This is a genomic window from Brevundimonas sp. (assembly GCF_041688735.1).
Classification (GTDB): Bacteria; Pseudomonadota; Alphaproteobacteria; order Caulobacterales; family Caulobacteraceae; genus Brevundimonas.
The window spans coordinates 1-20,047 of sequence record NZ_JBDNHO010000080.1; the positions used below are offsets into that span (position 1 = coordinate 1).

General features: G+C 65.8%; 12 protein-coding genes. 5 read left to right on the top strand and 7 right to left on the bottom strand.

What is annotated here, in order from left to right; all coding sequences use genetic code 11:
* Positions 1 to 143: 143 nt before the first annotated feature.
* From fusA to rpsL, 3 genes are all read right to left on the bottom strand, one after another.
* On the bottom strand, positions 144 to 2,225 hold the full coding sequence (fusA, locus tag ACESMO_RS08285; protein WP_372707687.1) for an elongation factor G: 2,082 nt from the start codon (positions 2,223 to 2,225) through the stop codon (positions 144 to 146).
* Positions 2,226 to 2,373: 148 nt separating this feature from the next.
* A complete protein-coding gene (rpsG, locus tag ACESMO_RS08290; RefSeq protein WP_372707688.1) occupies positions 2,374 to 2,847 on the bottom strand; it encodes a 30S ribosomal protein S7 in 474 nt (157 codons plus the stop codon).
* An 81-nt stretch (positions 2,848 to 2,928) separates the two neighbouring features.
* Positions 2,929 to 3,300 (bottom strand): 30S ribosomal protein S12, encoded by a 372-nt coding sequence (rpsL, locus tag ACESMO_RS08295; protein ID WP_372707689.1) that lies wholly within the window; start codon positions 3,298 to 3,300, stop codon positions 2,929 to 2,931.
* 397 nt (positions 3,301 to 3,697) lie between these two features.
* Here rpsL and ACESMO_RS08300 point away from each other — a divergent pair, with 397 nt between their 5' ends.
* Complete coding sequence (locus ACESMO_RS08300; RefSeq protein WP_372707690.1) at positions 3,698 to 4,465, top strand: hypothetical protein; 768 nt, start codon at positions 3,698 to 3,700, stop codon at positions 4,463 to 4,465.
* A 236-nt stretch (positions 4,466 to 4,701) separates the two neighbouring features.
* Here the strand turns inward: ACESMO_RS08300 and rpoC are convergent, their stop codons facing one another.
* Together rpoC and rpoB are read right to left on the bottom strand one after the other, a co-directional pair.
* The gene (rpoC, locus tag ACESMO_RS08305) at positions 4,702 to 8,898 is read right to left on the bottom strand and encodes a DNA-directed RNA polymerase subunit beta' (protein ID WP_372707691.1); all 4,197 of its coding nucleotides are present in this window, start codon (positions 8,896 to 8,898) and stop codon (positions 4,702 to 4,704) included.
* 153 nt (positions 8,899 to 9,051) lie between these two features.
* Positions 9,052 to 13,173, bottom strand: a complete 4,122-nt coding sequence (rpoB, locus tag ACESMO_RS08310; protein ID WP_372707692.1) for a DNA-directed RNA polymerase subunit beta — start codon at positions 13,171 to 13,173, stop codon at positions 9,052 to 9,054.
* Between the two features lie 364 nt (positions 13,174 to 13,537).
* Between rpoB and ACESMO_RS08315 the strand changes: the two genes are divergently transcribed.
* From ACESMO_RS08315 to ACESMO_RS08325, 3 genes are all read left to right on the top strand, one after another.
* Positions 13,538 to 14,053 (top strand): FKBP-type peptidyl-prolyl cis-trans isomerase, encoded by a 516-nt coding sequence (locus ACESMO_RS08315; protein ID WP_372707693.1) that lies wholly within the window; start codon positions 13,538 to 13,540, stop codon positions 14,051 to 14,053.
* Positions 14,054 to 14,175: 122 nt separating this feature from the next.
* Positions 14,176 to 14,808, top strand: coding sequence for a hypothetical protein (locus ACESMO_RS08320; RefSeq protein ID WP_372707694.1), 633 nt, complete (start codon positions 14,176 to 14,178; stop codon positions 14,806 to 14,808).
* Between the two features lie 141 nt (positions 14,809 to 14,949).
* The gene (locus ACESMO_RS08325; RefSeq protein WP_372707695.1) at positions 14,950 to 16,929 is read left to right on the top strand and encodes a M61 family metallopeptidase; all 1,980 of its coding nucleotides are present in this window, start codon (positions 14,950 to 14,952) and stop codon (positions 16,927 to 16,929) included.
* Positions 16,930 to 16,999: 70 nt separating this feature from the next.
* Here the strand turns inward: ACESMO_RS08325 and rplL are convergent, their stop codons facing one another.
* Both rplL and rplJ read right to left on the bottom strand, forming a co-directional pair.
* Positions 17,000 to 17,383 carry a 50S ribosomal protein L7/L12 gene (gene rplL, locus ACESMO_RS08330; RefSeq protein ID WP_372707696.1) on the bottom strand — a complete coding sequence of 128 codons (384 nt, stop codon included), beginning with the start codon at positions 17,381 to 17,383 and terminating at the stop codon, positions 17,000 to 17,002.
* A gap of 67 nt (positions 17,384 to 17,450) precedes the next feature.
* The gene (rplJ, locus tag ACESMO_RS08335; RefSeq protein ID WP_372707697.1) at positions 17,451 to 17,966 is read right to left on the bottom strand and encodes a 50S ribosomal protein L10; all 516 of its coding nucleotides are present in this window, start codon (positions 17,964 to 17,966) and stop codon (positions 17,451 to 17,453) included.
* A gap of 436 nt (positions 17,967 to 18,402) precedes the next feature.
* Between rplJ and ACESMO_RS08340 the strand changes: the two genes are divergently transcribed.
* Positions 18,403 to 19,875, top strand: a complete 1,473-nt coding sequence (locus tag ACESMO_RS08340) for a sigma-54-dependent transcriptional regulator (RefSeq protein WP_372707698.1) — start codon at positions 18,403 to 18,405, stop codon at positions 19,873 to 19,875.
* Positions 19,876 to 20,047 lie beyond the last annotated feature (172 nt).

Sequence of the window (20,047 nt, forward strand, 5' to 3'; positions counted from 1 at the left end):
ATCGTGCCGATGTTGCAATGCGGCTTGTTACGTTCGAACTTTTCCTTGGCCATTCTCTTCTCTCCGTCCCCTGAACAGGGGGCTTGTCCTTGGGTTTTCAGGGGCCCCGGCGGACCGGGGTCCGCCGAAAGCAAACTGTGGGTTTAGGCGCTGTATTTCTTGATCCCTTCGTCGGCGACGTGTTGCGGCACCGGCTCATAATGGTCGTACTGCATGGTGAACTGCGCGCGGCCCTGCGACATGCCGCGCAGCGTGTTCACATAGCCGAACATGTTGGCCAGCGGCACGAAGGCGTTCACGACGGTGGCGTTGCCGCGCATGTCCTGACCCTGGATCATGCCACGACGGCCGTTCAGGTCGCCGATGACCGAACCGAGGTAATCCTCGGGGGTCACGACTTCGACCGCCATGATCGGCTCGAGCAGCTTGGGCGCGCCCTTTTCCTTCAGTTCGCGGAAGGCGGCGCGGGCCGCGATTTCGAACGCCAGCACGCTGGAGTCGACGTCGTGGTATTTGCCGTCCGTCAGGGTCGCCTTGAAGTCGATCAGCGGGAAGCCGGCCAGCAGGCCCGAGTCCTTGATGGACTCCAGACCCTTCTGGACGCCCGGGATGTATTCCTTGGGCACCGCCCCGCCGACGATCGAGTTCTCGAACACGAAGCCCGAGCCCGGCTCGCCCGGTTCGAACGTCAGCATGACGCGGGCGAACTGGCCCGTACCGCCGGTCTGCTTCTTGTGGGTGTAGTCGATGTCGACCTTGCGGCCGAGCGATTCACGGTAGGCCACCTGCGGCTGACCGATCGTGGCGTCGACCTTGTAGGTGCGGCGCAGGATGTCGATCTTGATATCGAGGTGCAGTTCGCCCATCCCCTTGAGGATGGTCTGGCCCGACTCGTGGTCGGTCGAGACGGTGAAGGACGGATCCTCCGAGGCCAGCTTGGCCAGGGCGACGCCCAGCTTCTCCTGGTCGGCCTTGGTCTTGGGCTCGACCGAGATCTCGATCACCGGGGCCGGGAATTCCATCTTCTCGAGGATGACGGGCGACTTCAGCGGGTCGCACAGGGTGTCGCCCGTGCGAGTGTCCTTGAGCCCGGCCAGGGCGACGATGTCGCCGGCATAGGCTTCCTTGATGTCCTGACGGTCGTTGGAGTGCATCAGCAGCATGCGGCCGACGCGTTCCTTGCGGTCGCGGCTGGAGTTCAGCAGGCCCATGCCGGTTTCCAGCTTGCCGGAATAGATGCGGCAGAAGGTCAGCGAGCCGACGAACGGGTCATCCATGATCTTGAACGCCAGCACCGACAGGGGCTCGTCGTCCGAGGCGCGGCGCACGATCGGCTCTTCAGTCTTGAAGTCGATGCCCGGCGTCGGCGGGATGTCAAGCGGCGACGGCAGGTAGTCGACGACGGCGTCAAGCAGCGTCTGCACGCCCTTGTTCTTGAAGGCCGAGCCGCACAGGATCGGATAGAAGGCACCGATCAGAACGGCCTTGCGGATGCAGCGTTTCAGCACCGCCTCGGTCGGCTCGACGCCTTCCAGATAGGCCTCCATGGCCTCGTCGTCCTGCTCGACGGCGTTGTCGATCAGGTACTGGCGGGCCTCGACGGCCTTTTCCATCAGGTCGGCCGGGATCTCGCCGACGGTGAAGTTGGCGCCCAGGGCGTCGTTGTCCCAGACGACCGACGTCATGGCGACCAGGTCGACCAGGCCCGACAGGGTGTTCTCCGAACCGATCGGGAACTGGATCGGCACAGCCTTGGCGCCCAGACGGTCGCGGATCGACTGCACCGAGGCGTCGAAATCGGCCCCGATCTTGTCCATCTTGTTGACGAAGACGATCCGCGGAACCTTGTACTTGTCGGCCTGACGCCAGACGGTCTCGGTTTGCGGCTCGACGCCGGCGTTGCCGTCCAGCACAGCCACGGCACCGTCCAGCACGCGCAGGCTACGCTCGACTTCGATGGTGAAGTCCACGTGACCGGGGGTGTCGATGATGTTGAGGCGCTTCTCTTTCCAGTAGGCGGTCGTCGCGGCCGACGTGATGGTGATGCCGCGCTCCTGCTCCTGGTCCATCCAGTCCATGGTCGCGGCGCCGTCGTGCACTTCGCCGATCTTGTGGTTCTTGCCGGTGTAATAAAGGATCCGCTCGGTCGTCGTCGTCTTGCCCGCATCGATGTGGGCCATGATGCCGAAATTGCGGTAGTCCTCGATCTTGTTGACGCGGGCCATGGTGAACGTGCCTTGAAGTGAATTCGGGCGCGGGGAGCGCCCTCAGGGAGATGTCGATCTGCGTGGGGAAGGGGCGCGGGCGATTTAGCTCAAACCGCCCGCGCCGAATACCCTGTCGTTAGTCAGCGCGAGTGACGCTTTAAAGGCGTTACCAGCGGTAATGGCTGAAGGCGCGGTTGGCTTCGGCCATCTTGTGGGTGTCTTCGCGCTTCTTGACCGCGGTGCCGCGGTTGTTCGACGCATCCAGCAGCTCGGCGGCCAGCTTTTCGGTCATGGTGTTCTCGCCACGCTTGCGGGCGGCGTTGACCAGCCAGCGGATGGCCAGGGCGCGACGACGATCGGGGCGAACCTCGACCGGCACCTGATAGGTGGCACCGCCGACGCGACGCGAACGGACTTCGACGGCCGGGGCCACATTGTCCAGCGCGGCATGGAACGTCACGACGGGCTCCTGTTCCTTCTTCTTTTCGGCCAGGATCTCGAACGCGCCGTAGACGATGTTCTCGGCGACGGCCTTTTTGCCCTCGTACATGACGTAGTTCATGAATTTGGTGACGATCAGATCCTTGTATTTGGGATCCGGCAGGACTTCGCGTTTCTGGGCGCGGTGACGACGTGACATGGGCTTGGCCTTCTAAATCGGTGTCGGACGGCCGATCCGAAACCCGAAGGTATGGACCGGCGAATGGAATGGAGCTGTCGCTTACTTCGGACGCTTCGTGCCGTAGTGCGAACGGCGCTTCTTGCGGTCCTTGACGCCTTGCGTATCGAGCACGCCGCGCAGGATGTGGTAACGCACGCCGGGCAAATCCTTGACGCGGCCGCCGCGGATCAGGACCACCGAGTGCTCCTGCAGATTGTGGCCTTCACCGCCGATGTAGCACACGGCTTCGATGCCGGTGGTCAGACGCACCTTGGCGACCTTCCGCAGAGCCGAGTTCGGCTTCTTCGGGGTCGTCGTATAGACGCGGGTGCAGACGCCGCGGCGCTGGGGGCAGCCCTTCAGGGCCGGCACCTTGTTGCGCACCGGCTTGGGTTGGCGCGGCTTGCGGATCAGCTGGTTGATAGTCGGCATTCGAAACTCGTCTCTTTCAATCGATGGAGGCGTGTGCCTTTCGGCCGGAGCGCCTCATGAGCCTTCTTTTCGGACGACGCTGACGCGCCGCCCCGGGTTTGATCTCGAGCCGGAAAGGAGCAACCAAACGCCCCCGGTTTGCCGCCCGGCGAACCGGTCAACCAACAAAAAGGGCCGGAACGCGCGCTTCGGGCGTTCCGGCGGGCACAGCCCGTCCGTTCAATTGTCACGATCCCGGAACCCGGCGAACCGGGAACCTCGAAAGTGGGCGGCTTCTACGCCGGGAGGCCCGTTCGGTCAAGGGTGGCGACGGGCGCGAAACGTAGGCCGCATGCAACCGGCCCCATTACCGCCACGCTCCACCCGTCCTGTAATGCGGTAAAGGATCGGAGGGCGAATGGCGGGGCTGGCGTGGACGTGGCCAACCCGTGCCGGAGGCTGGCGCAATCCGGCGATCGTGGCCGCGTCGGTCCTGGCCCACGCGCTCGTCCTGGGTCTCATCGGCATGAGATCATTGGCGCTCGACGACATCGCTGCGTTCGACGCTCCCCCGCCCGTCATCATGGTCGAGATCGAACCCCGCCCGCTGCTGTCCGGCGAGCTCGCCCGCGTCCGGCCGCAGCCGGCGGCACGACCGACGCCCATGGACAGCCTCGACCTGCCCGGTTCGGCCACCGCAGCCCCTGCCCTGCCCTTCCGTGCCCCGCGCGACGAGGACGCGCCGTCCGCGCCCGCGCCCCGGTTCGGCCCTGCAGGCGTCGCGCCGCCCGCGGAGGTCGGTGCCGCCGTCTGGCAGCTCCGGCCCCGGACGCTGGGCGACCGCGTGGCGCGGGGCCTTCGGGTCAGCCCGGTCGGCTGCGCCAACCCGCGTCTGCTGACGGCGGGAGAGCGCGCCGTCTGCGACGAGCGTTTCGGTCTGGCCGCCGCCCGCGCCGCGCCGATCGACGACACCGACGACAGTCCGTTCGCGCGCGAGGGGGCCCGCGCCCTGGCCAACTATGAGTCGCGCCGCCGTCCGCTGGCTGGCGGCAGTGGCAACGTCGGCCCGTCGGACGGCGTCGGCTCCAATTTCGGCATGGGCGTCGCCGGGGGCCACCTCGACCCATCGTTCCAGCCGGACTCGACGCAGAACATCCGCACCAACCGCCGCGACGGGCCGCGGTAGCATCTCCTCCCCATGAGCGTCGCGAATGGGGAGGTGGCTCGACGGCGATAGCCGGCGAGACGGAGGGGGCGACTCGGTGATGGTGTTTAGCGGTCCACCGGCCCGGCCGGCGTCGCCCCCTCCGTCACGGCGCAAGCGCGCCGCGCCACCTCCCCATCGCTGCGCGACAGGGAGGAGAAAAAAAGGGCGGCCCCGTCACCGGAACCGCCCTCTTCATTTCAGTCCGAACCCTTGGATCAGCTTTCGCTGCTCTCCAGCTCCAGTGCCAGATCGGCGGGCAGCGGCTCGATGGCCTCTTCCCGCGCGGTGGTCAGGACCTCGTCGCGCTCGTTGGCGATCTTCTGCAGGGCGCGGAGATAGGCCCCCGTGCCCGCCGGAATCAGTCGACCGACGATGACGTTTTCCTTCAGGCCTTCCAGCGTGTCCGTCTTGCCGTTGACCGAGGCGTCGGTGAGGACGCGGGTGGTCTCCTGGAAGGACGCCGCCGAGATGAAGCTGCGGGTCTGCAGCGACGCCTTGGTGATGCCCAGCAGGACCGGCTGGGTGGTGGCCTGACGGCCCTTGCGCTTCTCGACCTTGAGGTTCTCGGCCACGGCTTCCGCCACTTCGACCGTGTCGCCACGGATCAGGGTGGTTTCGCCCGAGTCCAGGATCTCGACCTTCTGCAGCATCTGGCGAACGATCACCTCGATGTGCTTGTCGTTGATCGGCACGCCTTGCAGGCGATAGACCTCCTGCACTTCGTTCACCAGATACTCGGCCAGGGCCTCGACGCCCTGGATGCGCAGCAGGTCGTGCGGATCCGGGTTGCCGTCGATGATGTAATCGCCCTTGTTGATCAGATCGCCGTCGTGGACGGAGATGTGCTTGCCCTTGGGGATCAGGAATTCGACCGGCTCGGCCTGGTTGCCGTCGGCATCCGGTTCCGGCGTGATCTTGATGCGACGCTTGTTCTTGTAGTCGCGTCCAAATTCCACGCGGCCGTCCATCTCGGCGATGACCGCGCAGTCCTTGGGTCGACGGGCTTCGAACAGCTCGGCCACCCGCGGCAGACCGCCGGTGATGTCGCGCGTCTTGGCGCCCTCGGTCGGGACGCGAGCGATGATCTCGCCCGGCTTGACGACGTCGCCGTTGGAAACGGACAGAACCGCGCCCACCGGCAGCAGGTAACGGGCGTCCGAGCCCGAGGCCAGCTTGGCATAGGCCTCACCGGAGGTGACGCCCATGGCCGGACGCAGGTCCGCGCCGCGGGGACTGGCGCGCCAGTCGCTGACGACGCGCTGGGCGATGCCCGTCGCTTCGTCGGTTTCCTCACGGACCGACAGGCCCTCGACCAGATCCTCGAATCGGATCGCGCCGCCGACTTCGGTCAGGATCGGAGAGGTGTAGGGATCCCACTCGGCCAGGCGCTGGCTGCGCTTGACGTCCGACCCCTCGATGACGCGCAGGCGCGCTCCATAGGGGATCTTGTGGCTCTCGCGGTCCTTGCCGTCGACGACGATGGTGACGACGACGTTGCGGCTCATGGCCACCAGATCGCCGTGCGCCGCCTTGACGGTCGGGCCGGTGATCTTGGCGATCCCGGGGTTGGTCGCCTCGTAGAACGAGGTTTCCGCCACCTGGGCCGTACCGCCGATGTGGAAGGTCCGCATCGTCAGCTGGGTGCCCGGCTCGCCGATCGACTGCGCCGCGATGACGCCGACCGCTTCGCCGATGTTGACGTTGGTGCCGCGCGCCAGATCACGCCCGTAGCAGAAGGCGCAGATGCCGGCTTCGGCCTCGCAGGTCAGGGCCGAACGGACCTTGATGGACTGGACGCCGGCGTTGTCGATGACCTCGACCTCCTCTTCCTGGAGGTAGGTGTCGGCCTTGAACAGCACCGTCTCGCCGCCCGGCTCCTTGATGTCCTCGGCCGCATAGCGACCCAGGACGCGCTGGCCCAGCGAGACCAGCACGTCGCCGCCTTCGACCACGGCGCGCAGGGTGATGCCCCGCGTGGAGCCGCAATCGTCCTCGGTGACGATGGAGTCCTGCGCCACGTCCACCAGACGACGGGTCAGATAACCCGAGTTGGCGGTCTTCAGCGCGGTGTCGGCCAGACCCTTGCGGGCACCGTGGGTGGAGTTGAAATACTCAAGAACGGTCAGACCCTCCTTGAAGTTCGAGATGATCGGCGTCTCGATGATCTCGCCGGACGGCTTGGCCATCAGGCCGCGCATGCCGCCCAGCTGCTTCATCTGGGCCTGCGAACCGCGGGCACCCGAGTTGGCCATCATGAACACCGAGTTGATGTCCGGGGCCTGACCCTTGATCAGCACGCGGGGCTGGGCGATCTCGCCCATCATCGCGTCGGCGATCTTGTCCGTGGCCTTGGCCCAGGCGTCGACGACCTTGTTGTATTTCTCGCCCTTGGTGATCAGGCCGTCCGCGTACTGTTGCTCATACTCCTCGACCTGGGTCCGGGTGGCGGCGACCAGGGTGGCCTTGGCGGCCGGGATGACGATGTCATCCTTGCCGAAGGAAATGCCCGCCTTGGCCGCCTCGCGGAAGCCCAGCTGCATCATCTGGTCGGCGAAGATGACCGTCGCCTTCTGACCGCAGTGGCGATAGACCTGATCGATCAGGTTGCCGATCTCCTTCTTGGTCAGATTCTTCTCGAGCAGGCGGTAGCCGATGTTGGCGTTGTGCGGCAGCAGCGCGCCCAGCTTCATCCGGCCCGGGGTCGTGTCGATGACCTTGGTGATGACTTCGCCGGCGGCGTTCATCTCGGTCCAGCGCGCCTTGATCTTGGTGTGCAGGGACACGACACCGGCGTCGAGCGCGGCATCGATCTCGCCCATGTTGGCGAACAGCTTGCCCTCGCCCTTCTCGCCTTCCTTGATCAGGGACAGGTAGTAGAGACCCAGCACGATATCCTGCGACGGCACGATGATCGGCTTGCCGTTGGCGGGCGACAGGATGTTGTTCGTCGACATCATCAGGACGCGCGCTTCCAGCTGGGCCTCGAGGCTCAGCGGCACGTGGACGGCCATCTGATCGCCGTCGAAGTCGGCGTTGAACGCCGTACAGACCAGCGGGTGCAGGCGGATGGCCTTGCCCTCGATCAGCTTGGGCTCGAACGCCTGGATGCCCAGACGGTGCAGCGTCGGCGCGCGGTTCAGCAGTACCGGATGCTCGCGGATCACCTCGTCGAGGATATCCCACACCTGCGGCTGCTCGCGCTCGACCATGCGCTTGGACTGTTTGACCGTGCCCGACAGGCCCTTGGCGTCGAGGCGCGCGTAGATGAACGGCTTGAACAGCTCCAGCGCCATCTTCTTGGGCAGGCCGCACTCGTGCAGCTTCAGCTCGGGACCCACGGTGATGACCGAACGGCCCGAATAGTCGACGCGCTTGCCCAGAAGGTTCTGACGGAAGCGGCCCTGCTTGCCCTTGAGCATGTCGGCCAGCGACTTCAGCGGGCGCTTGTTGGCACCCGTGATGACGCGACCACGACGGCCGTTGTCGAACAGGGCGTCGACCGATTCCTGCAGCATCCGCTTTTCGTTGCGGATGATGATGTCGGGCGCGCGCAGCTCGATCAGCCGCTTCAGGCGGTTGTTGCGGTTGATGACCCGGCGATACAGGTCGTTCAGGTCGGAGGTGGCGAAGCGGCCGCCGTCCAGCGGCACCAGCGGGCGCAGCTCAGGCGGGATCACCGGCACGACCGTCAGGATCATCCACTCGGGCTTGTTGCCGCTTTCGAGGAAGGCCTCGATCAGCTTCAGGCGTTTGGAGGCCTTCTTGGCCTTCATTTCCGAGGGGCTGTCGGCCAGTTCGCCGCGGTGCTTGTCGGCTTCGGCATGCAGGTCGATGCCGATCAACAGGTTGCGCACGGCCTCGGCACCGATCTCGGCGGTGAAGCCGTCATCGCCGAACTCGTCCTGGTAGCGATAGAATTCGTCTTCCGTCAGCAGCTGGTTCTGCTTCAGCGGGGTCAGGCCCGGCTCGGTGACGATGTAGTTCTCGAAATACAGGACGCGCTCGACGTCCTTCAGCGCCATGTCAAGCATCAGCGAGATGCGCGACGGCAACGACTTCAGGAACCAGATGTGAGCGACCGGGGCGGCCAGCTCGATATGGCCCATCCGCTCGCGCCGGACGCGGGCCAAGGTGACCTCCACTCCGCATTTCTCGCAGATAATACCTTTGTATTTCATGCGCTTGTACTTGCCGCAAAGGCATTCGTAGTCCTTGGTCGGGCCAAAGATACGGGCGCAGAACAGGCCGTCGCGCTCGGGCTTGAACGTGCGGTAGTTGATGGTTTCCGGCTTTTTGATCTCGCCGAACGACCACGACCGGATCTTCTCCGGCGAGGCCAGGGCGATGCGGATCTGGTCGAAGGTCGGGGTGACCGGGACCGGGTTGAAGATGTTCAGGACTTCCTGGTTCATCTTGTTTTCCTTCTGCGGCGGGAGGGCCGCGTAAAAAATAGTGGCGAGTGGCGAGTGATCAGTGGCGAGCAAGAAGGGCAACGACGGCGCTGAATCGCTTCACTCGCCACTCACCACTGATCACTCGCCACTCTGAGGCGCGCTCCGCGCGCCTCAGCTGTTCTCCAGCTCCACGTTCAGGCCCAGCGAGCGCATTTCCTTGACGAGCACGTTGAAGCTCTCGGGAATGCCCGCCTCGAAGCTGTCGTCGCCTCTGACGATGGCCTCATAGACCTTGGTCCGGCCGGCCACGTCGTCGGATTTCACCGTCAACATTTCCTGCAGGGTGTAGGCCGCGCCATAGGCTTCCAGCGCCCACACCTCCATCTCGCCGAACCGCTGTCCGCCGAACTGGGCCTTGCCGCCCAGCGGTTGTTGGGTGACCAGCGAGTAAGGACCGATGGAACGGGCGTGGATCTTGTCGTCGACCAGGTGGTGCAGCTTCAGCATGTAGATGTAGCCGACCGTGACCGGACGCTTGAACTGCTCGCCGGTCTGACCGTCATAGACGATCGACTGGCCGGATCGGTCCAGGCCCGCCTTCTCCAGCAGTTCCTCGATGTCGTTGATGTGCGCGCCGTCGAACACCGGGGTGGCGAAGGGCACGCCCTTGGACAGGTTCCTGGCCAGTTCGATCAGATCCTCTTCCGAGTCGGGAAGCGGGGTGTCCGGCCCGTAGATGCTGACCAGATGATCGACCAGCGCCTTCTTCTGTCCGCCCTGTTGCCAGGCTTCCAGCAGGCTCTGGATCTGCTTGCCGAGACCGGCGGCGGCCCAGCCCAGGTGGGTTTCGAAGATCTGGCCGATGTTCATGCGCGACGGCACGCCCAGCGGATTCAGCACGACGTCGACCGAGGTCCCGTCTTCCAGATGCGGCATGTCCTCGATCGGCAGGATCTTGGAGATGACACCCTTGTTGCCGTGACGGCCGGCCATCTTGTCGCCGGGCTGAAGCTTGCGCTTCACGGCCACGAAGACCTTGACCATCTTCATCACGCCGGGGGGCAGTTCGTCGCCGCGTTGCAGCTTCTCGACCTTGTCCTCGAAGCGGCGGTCGAGCGCCTTGCGGGCGTCCTCGAACTGCTTCTTCATGGCTTCCAGCTCGCCCATCGCCTTCTCGTCGGCGAGGGCGATCTGCCACCACAGGCCGCGCGACAGCTCGCCCAGCTTGGCGTCCGTCACCGCGCCACGACCCAGGCCCTTCGGGCCCGAGGTGGCGGTCTTGCCCAGGATCAGGGGCTGCAGGCGGCCGTAGACGTTGCGCTCGAGGATCTTGAGCTCGTCGTCGCGGTCCTTGCCGAGGCGCTCGATTTCCGACCGCTCGATGGCGATGGCCCGCTCGTCCTTGTCGACGCCGTGACGGTTGAACACGCGCACGTCGACGATCGTGCCGGCGACGCCGGGCGGCAGGCGCAGGCTGGTGTCGCGGACGTCAGAAGCCTTCTCGCCGAAGATGGCGCGCAGCAGCTTCTCTTCCGGCGTCATCGGGCTTTCGCCCTTGGGCGTGACCTTGCCGCACAGGATGTCGCCCGGCTGGACCTCGGCGCCGATGGCCACGATGCCCGCTTCGTCGAGGTTGCGCAGGGCTTCCTCGCCGACGTTGGGGATGTCGCGGGTGATCTCTTCCGGACCCAGTTTGGTGTCGCGGGCCATGACCTCGAACTCCTCGATATGGATCGAGGTGAAGACGTCGTCGCGCACGATACGCTCGGAGATCAGGATCGAATCTTCGAAGTTGTAGCCGTTCCAGGGCATGAAGGCGACGAGGGCGTTGCGGCCCAGGGCCAGTTCACCCAGGTCCGTCGAAGGGCCGTCGGCGATCACGTCGCCGACCTTCACTTCATCGCCCACGCGCACGATCGGGCGCTGGTTGATACAGGTCGACTGGTTGGACCGTTGGAACTTGGACAGGCGGTAGATGTCGACGCCCGAACGGCCGGCGTCGAGCTCGTTGGTGGCGCGCACGACGATACGGGTGCCGTCGATCTGTTCGACGACGCCGTCACGCTTGGCGACCACGACGGCGCCGGAGTCCACCGCGACGATGGCTTCCATGCCGGTGCCGACCAGCGGCGCGTCCGACTGCACCAGCGGCACGGCCTGACGCTGCATGTTCGCGCCCATCAGGGCCCGGTTGGCGTCGTCGTTCTCCAGGAAGGGGATCAGCGCGGCGGCGACCGAAACGACCTGTTTCGGCGACACATCCATCATGTCCACGTCGGCGCGGATCAGCAATTGCGAGTCGCCGTTGATCCGGCCGGGGACCAGCTCCTCGACGATCATGCCGTTCTTCAGTTCGATGTTGGCCTGGGCGATCGTGTATTTCGCCTCTTCCATGGCCGAGATGTAGACCACCTCGTCCGTGGCCTTGCCGTCCTTGACGCGACGGTAGGGGCTCTCGATGAAGCCGTATTTGTTGACCCGCGCGTGGGTGGCCAGCGAGTTGATCAGGCCGATGTTCGGGCCTTCCGGCGTTTCGATCGGGCAGATGCGGCCATAGTGGGTCGGGTGCACGTCGCGGACCTCGAAGCCCGCGCGCTCACGCGTCAGACCGCCCGGGCCAAGCGCCGAAAGACGACGCTTGTGGGTGATCTCCGAAAGCGGATTGGTCTGGTCCATGAACTGCGACAGCTGCGACGAACCGAAGAACTCGCGCACGGCCGCAGCGGCCGGCTTGGCGTTGATCAGATCGTGCGGCATCACCGTGTCTATATCGACCGAGGACATGCGCTCCTTGATGGCGCGCTCCATCCGCAGCAGGCCGACGCGGTACTGGTTCTCCAGCAGCTCGCCGACCGAACGGACCCGGCGGTTGCCCAGGTTGTCGATGTCATCGATCTCGCCCTGGCCGTCCTTCAGCCCCACCAGAATCTGGAGCACCTTCAGCACGTCGTCCTTCTGCAGGACGCGGATTTCGTCGGACACTTCCGGCGTTTCCAGACGCATGTTCATCTTGACCCGGCCGACGGCCGACAGGTCGTAGCGCTCACTGTCGAAGAACAGCGAGTTGAACATGGCTTCGGCGGCCTCCGGGGTCGGCGGCTCGCCCGGGCGCATCACGCGGTAGACGTCGAACAGCGCGTCCTCGCGGCCGGTGTTCTTGTCCACCCGCAGGGTGTTGCGCATGTAGGCGCCGACCGTGACGTGGTCGATGTCCAGCACGTCGATGGTGGTGAAACCGTAGCCTTCCAGCAGTTCGATGGTCGGCGCGTCCAGCTCGTCGCCGGCCTCGGCGTAGATTTCGCCGGTCTCGTAGTTGACGGCGTCGGCGGCCAGATATTTGGTCAGCAGGGCGTCGGCGGCCAGCGACAGGGCCTTCAGGCCGCCGTCGGCCAGCTTCTTGGCCTGGCGGGCGCTGATCTTGGCCCCGGCCGAGGCGACGATCTCGCCGGTGTCGGCGTCGACCAGGTCGAACTCGGGCTTCACCCCGCGCCAGCGTTCCGGCTTGTAGGGCGTGACCCAGCCTTCGCCGCGCTTCTCGTAGGGCACGGTCTCGTAGAAGGTCTTGAGGATTTCCTCGCCGTCCATGCCCAGACCCATCAGGAAGGTCGTGGCCGGAAGTTTGCGGCGGCGGTCGATGCGGACGAAGACGATGTCCTTGGCGTCGAACTCGAAGTCCAGCCACGAACCGCGGTACGGGATCACCCGCGCGGCGAACAACAGCTTGCCCGAGCTGTGCGTCTTGCCCTTGTCGTGGTCGAAGAAGACGCCCGGCGAACGGTGCATCTGCGAGACGATGACCCGCTCTGTGCCGTTGACGACGAAGGTGCCCTTGTCCGTCATCAGGGGGATGTCCCCCATGTAGACGTCCTGTTCCTTGATGTCCTTGACCGAGCGCGCGCCCGTCTCCTCGTCCGATTCAAACACGATCAGACGCAGCTTGACCTTCAGCGGCGCGGCATAGGTCATGTCGCGCTGGATGCATTCCTCGACGTCGTATTTCGGGTCCTCGAACTCGTAGGAGACATATTCGAGGATGGCGCGTTCGTTGAAGTCCTTGATCGGGAACACCGACTTGAACACCGCCTCGATGCCCTGTTCCTTGCGCGGTCCCGAGCGCACTTCGCGCTGCAGGAACTGCTCATAGGAGGCGCGCTGAACCTCGATCAGGTTCGGCATCTGAACCGCTTCGGGGATGCGGCCGAACGAATGGCGGATGCGCTTCTTGCCGGTAAAGGTGGTGGCGTGGGCGAAATGGCCGTTGACGACGGCGACTTCGGCTTTGGACTTGGCCATTCTGTCTTCCCAATGCGCGAGGCCGGGCAGCCCGCGCTCAATGCAGCGGCCACGGCTTCGCCAAACGGCGACCCGTGACCATCGGTTTCGGCGTCCACCCTCGGGCCTTGCGGCACCAGGACACCTGACTGTAGGGCTCCTTGGGGAGGAGCGCGTCTTCGCTCGGTCGGAGGGCGACGGACCGGGCCTCGACGCTTTCGCGCGGACTCATGGAGGAGATAGCGGAACCGGGTGATATACTGACTTTGACGGCGAAATAAAGACCCCCTTGCGCAGTTGATTTCAGCGAAGGTGTTCAGGACTGGCGCAGGGCCGATCGCGTGGCCCATTGCCTTGCCCCCCGTCGAACGCATAGCGTTGCCGCATGACCCGCATCCTGATCGCCGCCTCCGCCGCCCTCGTCCTCGCCGCCTGCGCCTCATCGCCCGGCGCCCCTGCCGCCGACATCAACTTCTCGGGCAGCAATACCCAGGAGAACTGGAACGCCGGCAACGCCGCCTATCTGACGCTGAACGGAGCCAGGCCCGGCTGGACCACCACCGAGTCCGGCCTGCAATATCGCCGCGTGGGCCGGGCCAATGCCTCCGGCCGCCAGCCCGCCGCCACGGACACGGTCAGCGTCCACTATCGCGGCACCTTCGTTGACGGCCGCGAGTTCGACAGTTCCTACGCTCGCAATGAACCGGCCGAATTCCCGCTCAACCGCGTGATCAAGGGCTGGACCGAGGGCGTCGGCCTGATGCGCGAGGGCGAAAAGTTCGAATTCGTCATCCCCGCCGCGCTCGGCTACGGCGAACGCTGGGTCGGCGGCGATGAGCTGCCCCCCAACTCGACCCTGCTGTTCACCGTCGAACTGCTGGACGTCAAAGCCCCCGCCTGACCGCTGGCAGTTCAGCGAACGCCGTCACAATCGGCGGCTCTGTACCGTTGTTATATTTAGCATTTTAGCTCCATCAGCGTCATTTGTCCGCCCTGGACCGGGGTCGTGCGAGACTCCCGGGCATGACCCGCGAACCCTTTCTTGCCCCAGACCTTGCCTCAGACCTTTTCCACGATCCCTCCGGCCATCGCCCCCGCAGCGACGCCGTCTGGAGCGCCGCTCGCCTCGACTATCTGGCCGGCGGCAGCGCCGGCGAAGTCTGCGAACGTCACGGCCTCAGCCTGTCGACCTTCCGCTGGCGCGCCCGCAACGAAGGCTGGCGGCGCGCCGATCAGCTCGAAACGCCCTGCGACGCGCCCTTCGTCGCCGTTAAAACGGACGACGACTGGACGCCGCCGCCGTATGACCCTTTCGGCCTGGAGTCCGCTGACGACGACAGCCTGGACCGGGTCGATCCCCTCGCGCCGTTTGCGCCTGCCGATGATGACGACGCCGGGCCTTCCGTCGACATCTATGAAACGCCGCAGCAACTGGCCGAACTGGCCTGGGCCCACGCCGCCCGGGCCGTGCGTCGCGGCCGGATGATCGAGGCGCGCGGCTGGACCCGGCTCTATCGCGAACTGGCCGCCACCCGCCGCCCCTCGGGCGAGGAAGACGATCGCCGGGCACAGGCGGGGGATGAGGCGCTGGACCGGGCCAACGCGCTGCTGGACCGGCTTAAGACGTCGGTCGCCGCCCACGCCGGAGACGACTGAGGCGTGGCGGCGCCCATTGCACCGATTGCACCGATTGCACTGTTTTTTCCGGGTGCCCGGTGCCGACGACCTGCGTTCCGCGCCTTGACGCCGGGCGGCTTCGCGCGTGATCTGCGCCTCCCCCCGCCGAGAGTCGCCGACATGATGCGTTCCCCTGCCCGCCTGTTCGTCTCCGCCTGCGCCACCGCGCTGCTGTTCGCCGCCGTCCCGGCCCTGGCCCAGACCCCGGTCCTGACCCAGCCGCAGGACGCCGCCCTGGCTCTGCCGCGTCCGCAGCCGACCATTCCCGCCCCGACCCGGGCGACCTTCCCGGGCGTGATCCGCTACGAGGCCGACGTCACCGATCGTGCCCGCCGCATCATCAGCGTACGCCAGACCATCCCGGTCCCGGCCGCCGGGGCCTTCACCCTGCTCTATCCCGAGTTCCTGCCCGGCAACCACGCCGGCACCGGGCCGATCCAGCTGATTTCGGGCCTGACCGTCACCGCACCCGACGGCCGCCGGCTGGAATGGCTGCGCGACACGATCGAGCCGCACGCCTTCCACCTCGACATTCCCTTGGGCGTGACCGAGATCGAGGTCGCCTTCCAGTGGCTGACCCAGCCCGACGGCGGGGCCTGGCGGGTGGTCCAGACCCCGAACATCGTCAACATGCAGTGGGAAAAGGCGATCCTCTACCCGGCCGGCTATGCCGCCACCGGCATCACGGTCGAGGCGTCGATCCGGCTGCCCGAGGGCTGGGGCTACGGCGTCGCCCTCGACACGGTGTCGAACGAGGGCGGCCTCGCCCGGTTCGCGCCGGTCAGCCTCTACACCCTGGTCGACAGCCCCATGTTCGCGGGGGCCCACTACCGCCGCTTCGCGCTCGACGCCGACGGCCCGTCGCCGGTCCACCTCAGCCTCGTCGCCGACGAGGCCGGGCAGTTGCAGCCCGCCGAAGGACTGATGGAAAAGTTCGAGTCCCTGGTGGTTCAGGCCGACCGACTGTTCGGTGCCCGTCCCTTCGACCGCTACGAATTCCTGGTCGGCGTGACCAGCCAGCTGGGCGGGATCGGACTCGAGCACCATCGCTCGTCCGAGAACACCCTGGCGCCTGACTTCTTCACCAGGGGCACGGGCTCGCTGAGCAGCCGACAGCTATTGCCACACGAATATGTGCACTCCTGGAACGGCAAATACATGCGCCCGGCCGACGAACTGACGGCCAACTACAATGTCCCCACCCAGAATACCCTGCTGTGGGTCTATGAGGGCCTGACCTCATACTGGGGCGAGGTGCTGGCCGCCCGCGCCGGTCTGGCGGGCAAGGACGAGACCCTGGCGGGCCTGGCCGGCCACGCCGCCTTCTACGAGACCCAGCCCGGCCGCCAGTGGCGCTCGCTGCAGGACACCAACAATCACAACCTTCTCGGCTATCGCGTGCCCGGCCAGTGGCCGTCGTGGATGCGCACCACCACCGACTACTATGACGAGGCCCTGCTGGTCTGGCTGGACGCAGACACCCTGATCCGCGAGGGCTCCAACGGTCGCCGCTCGCTCGACGACTTCGCCAGCGGCTTCTTCGGTCGCCTGGACGGCGAGGCCCAGGCGCGCGGCTATACTTTCGAGGAGGTGGTCGCGGCCTTGGACGCAGTCCACCCGCACGACTGGTCCGGCTTCCTGCGCAGCCGTCTGGACGCCGTCGGTCCCGACGCCCGCGCCCCGTTGGACGGCCTCGCGCGCGGCGGCTATCGGCTGACCTGGGTCGACGGTCTGACCGCGACCGAGAAACAGGTTCACACCGGCTGGGCCAACGACTTCCAGTATTCCCTCGGCTTCACCCTCGGCGCGAACAACCGCATCGGCGGCGTCCGCTGGGGCGGCCCGGCCTATGAGGCGGGACTGGGCGCAGGCTGGGACCTGATCGCCGTGAATGACCGCGCCGCCTCTGCCGAAGTCCTGCGCCAGGCGGTCACGGCGGCGAAGGGCGGCAGCGACCCTATCGTCCTGATCCTCAAGAACGGCGACCGCTTCCGCACCCTGTCCTTCGCCTGGCACGACGGCCTGCGTTACCCGCGGCTTGAGCGCATCGAGGGTACCCCGGACCGGCTCGGCGACATACTGGCCCCGCGACGGCGCTGATCCGACAAACGAAAAGGGCCGGGGTTTCCCCCGGCCCTTACAGAAACAAACCTCGAGAGGTCCGTCCTGCTTACTTGATCTGTACGGACGCGCCGGCTTCGGTCAGCTTCTTGGCGACTTCGTCGGCGACTTGCTTGGAGACGTTCTCGACGACGTTCTGCGGAGCGCCTTCGACCAGGTCCTTGGCTTCCTTCAGACCCAGGTCCGAACGCACGCCACGGACTTCCTTGATGACGTTGATCTTCTTCTCGCCGCCCGAGGTCAGGACGACGGTGAACTCGGTCTGCTCTTCAGCGGCTTCAACCGGAGCGGCGGCACCGCCGCCGGCAGCGGCCATGGCGACCGGAGCTGCGGCGCTGACGCCCCACTTTTCTTCCAGCAGCTTGGACAGTTCGGCGGCTTCGAGGACGGTCAGTTTGGACAGGTCTTCGACGATTTTGGACAGGTCGGCCATGATATAGGTTCCTTCGGAGGGATTGGGTTCAGAGAGAGTGTGCGGAGATGAAAGAGGCTAGGTCCGCTTACGCGGCGTCCTTGGTGGCATAGGCGTTGAACACCCGGGCCAGTTGGGCCGCCGGGGCTTGCACGACGCCGGCGATCCTGGTCGCGGGAGCGTTGAGCAGGCCGAGCAGCGAGGCGCGGATCTGATCCAGCGACGGCAGTTTGGACAGAACGTCCACGCCCTTCGCGTCCAGAACCTGTTCACCCATGAAGCCGCCCAGGACGATGAACTTGTCATTGGCCTTGGCGTATTCAGCGGTGATCTTGGCGGCCGTCACCGCGTCGTTGGCATAGGCGATGCCCACGGGACCCTTGAACAGGCCGTGGTAATCGCTGCCTTCGGCGGCTTCGAGGGCCTTGAGCGCCAGGCGGTTCTTGACCACCTTGAACGTGCCGCCGGCAGTACGCAGGCGTCCTCGCAGGTCTTCCATGTCCGCAACGGTCAGACCCAGGTTGTGGGTCACGACCACGGCGCCCGCGTCGGCGAAAACGCCCTTGAGCGTCTCGATCGACTCGGCTTTTTGTGCGCGGTCCATTGCGGTCTCCAGTCTGGTATTCGCCGCCGGGCTTATTCCCGTGAGGCGGATGGCCAAAGCGCCGCGCGTCGCCGCGAAGCGTTCAGGCCGGTCGTAATGTCCGAAGGAAGCTCGAACCCCGACGTCCGGATACCGGAACGTCTGGCGTCGTCTGCATCCCCATCTCCCCACGGCACCAGAGGGCTCTCTGGCATTTATGGCGTGGGTGGCCCCCACGCCCCGAAGTTCTCGGACAGGACCGCCATGACGCGAGGCCATGACGGAGAAGCCGCGCTCTATACACGCAAAGACGGAGAACTCAAGTGATCCGCCCCGTTAACCCTGCGCTCACCACCCCGAACAACCCGATCTTCACCTTGTGAGGCCTAAAAACGTCCCGGAATGAGCCAGTCCCGCCGAATGAGGACAGGCCTGTGCGATGATGAAGGGTGCCCCTATGGCCAAGACCGTTCTCGTGGTCGATGACGATCCGACGCAACGCCGCCTCGCCCAAGCCGTGCTGGAACGCGAAGGCTATGCGGTCGTGCACGCCGAGAGCGGCGGCGAAGCCATCGACCGCATGACCAAGGGCGGTGGGGCCGACGTGATCCTGCTGGACATGGTCATGCCGGGCATGAGCGGCATGGAGGCCTTGGCCGAGATCCGCACGGCGGGCGTGACCACGCCCGTCATCGTGCTGACGGCTTCGGGGGGTGTGGAAGCCGTGGTCAGGGCCATGCAGGCCGGGGCCCAGGACTTCTTCGTCAAGCCGGTCTCGGCCGAACGTCTGCTGGTCGGCGTCCGCAACGCCTTGCAAATGACCCAACTGACGGCCGAGGTCGGCAGGCTCAAGAAACATGTGGCTGGCCGGACGTCCTTTGACGATATGGTCGGCGACAGCCGACCCATGCGCGTGGTGAAGTCGCTGGGCGCACGAGCCGCGAAATCCGGCATTCCGGTGTTGATCACGGGCGAGAGCGGCGTTGGCAAGGAAGTCATCGCCCGCGCCCTGCACGGCACCAGCGACCGGTCGGGCAAGCCTTTCGTGGCTGTCAATTGCGGGGCCCTACCCGTCAATCTGGTGGAGTCCATCCTGTTCGGACACGAGAAGGGCAGCTTCACCGGCGCGTCCGACAAGCATCCGGGCAAGTTCGCCGAGGCGTCCGGCGGCACGCTGTTCCTGGACGAGATCGGCGAACTGCCGCTGGACACGCAGGTCAAGCTGCTGCGCGCGCTGCAGGAAGGCGAGATCGACCCCGTCGGCTCCAAACGCTCGGTCAAGGTTGACGTCCGTATCGTCTCGGCCGCCAACCGCGATCTGGCCGAACAGGTCCGGGACGGCCGCTTCCGCGAGGATCTGTTCTACCGCCTGAACGTCTTCCCGATCGAGGCTCCGGCGCTGCGCGACCGGCGTGAGGACATACCCGCGCTGGTCGATCATTTCGTCGCCCGCTTCAACGTCGAGGAGGGCAAGCGCGTCGCGGGATGCGCCGGCGAGACCCTGGCCCTGTTGAAGACCTTCGACTGGCCCGGCAACGTCCGTCAGCTTGAGAACGCCGTCTATCGCGCCATCGTCCTGTCCGACGCGCCCTTCCTCCAGCCCCACGACTTTCCCGCCGTCTCGGGACTGTCCGCCCCCTTCCTGCCCGCCGAAAGCCAGGGCGACGGCGGTCGCCCGCCGGGCATGCCGGGAGAGGGTGCCGCGAGCATCGAACTGCCTCCCCTGCCCGACAGCCCTGTTCGCATCCTTGACGAGCGCGGTCACCTCAGGACGCTGGAGGAGATCGAGCGCGACCTGATCCAGCACGCCATCGAGGTCTATGCCGGCCACATGTCCGAGATCGCCCGTCGCCTCGGCATCGGTCGCTCGACCCTGTATCGCAAGGTCCGCGAACAGGGCCTGGAAGAGGTCCTGAGGCACGCGGGATGAGCGTGACGCCTTGCCGCGCCTGGCGGACGCAATCTGTCCGAAAGTTCACTCGCGAAAGACACGTCGGGCGTGCGAAAGAGGGCTGATAAAACGACGTGCGTTTTAATCGCTGGAAATGCGACGGAAACACCCTCTCGTAACGTTGAACGCCTTTATACCCCCCCCCCCCCCC